General features: G+C 52.7%; 1 protein-coding gene. It reads right to left on the bottom strand.

Annotated features, from left to right (window positions below; genetic code table 11):
* Positions 1-147: 147 nt before the first annotated feature.
* Positions 148-876 (bottom strand): SDR family oxidoreductase, encoded by a 729-nt coding sequence (locus Q0835_RS29945; RefSeq protein ID WP_298967135.1) that lies wholly within the window; start codon positions 874-876, stop codon positions 148-150.
* Between the last annotated feature and the right edge of the window lie 326 nt (positions 877-1,202).

The raw sequence follows: 1,202 nt of genomic DNA, 5'->3' as shown, positions 1-1,202 counted from the left end.
GTTTCGCCATTCTCGTATCCCTTCAAATCAATGGGATACACCTTAGTAACCTGTCCGAATTTCAGGGACCACTTCAGTAGGCACTGAACCAGATTCATGCAACAACGCTCCCTTGGTTCATCTGTTTGGCCGCACAAGGTCGCATCTTCAACTGTCCCGCACGCCAACACTCAGACCGCCACATACGAATAGGTTCTGGCCCGTGATCCAGCCGGACTGTTCATCTAGGAAGAACATTACTGCGTTCGCCACGTCTTTTGGATCCCCGACGCGCCCCAGCGGTACGGTGTTTGCAAGGTCCTGAAGACCCCTCACATCTGTGGCCCCACCTCGCCCAAGATCGGTATCCACCGGACCTGCGCTGACCACATTGCAGGTTATTCCACATTGAGCGTGTTCAATCGCCAGACTCCGGCTTAACGCAATCAGTCCGGCTTTGGTGGCTCCGTAGAGTCCGAATCCCGACTTACCCAGGACGGTGCGGCTGGAGATTGAGACAATCCGACCCCTTTTATGTGTTTGCATCGCAGGCAAGACCGCTTTTGTGCAAAGCACCGCAGATCTAAGGTTTACCTGAACCAATCGCTCAAGGAGATCTACGTCTAAATTGTCTTGCTCCCCTCCATCGGTGCCAACGTTGTTGACGAGGCCAAGAACGTCAAATCGTTCAGTGATCTCCTTGAGTACTTGCTCTGTCGCAGTCCTGTCAGAGAGATCGCATTGGTATTGGTCCGCTTGAAGTCCGGTATCTTCTGGCTCAAGCGAAATCGAAATCACTGCCTGTTTGGCTGCAGCCAATGCTTCAACAATCGCTCTGCCGATCCCGTTGCTACCGCCGGTTACAAGTGTTGCTATAGGCTTCTTTTGTTCTTCCATTGAATTACACTTTTCTTCTTCAGTCTAAAACTATATTCACGCCGCCATATAACACAGTGTTGCGCAAATCCTGAGCCGATCCGCAGAGGTCCCTTCCCCAGAATTTGGGCATCATAAAGATACGCTCGAACGTGTGGCGTCCGAGGGAAGTCATTTTTTTGAGGACTGAGACGCCGATAGAGAGGGAGCGGTTTAGTAATTGGAATTCTAAGTCGCTCCTCTTTCTTCGCCCTCCCCGTCCTCTTGCTCGGTTAGCGAAGCGCCCGGCGTGCGCGTTGATGCCTGCGACTCCAAAATCACCGGGCCAAAGGCGGATCGGGTGCGGT

Origin of the sequence: uncultured Roseibium sp. (assembly GCF_947499295.1) — a bacterium.
Classification (GTDB): Bacteria; Pseudomonadota; Alphaproteobacteria; order Rhizobiales; family Stappiaceae; genus Roseibium.
This window is presented reverse-complemented; position numbering and strand designations above follow the sequence as displayed.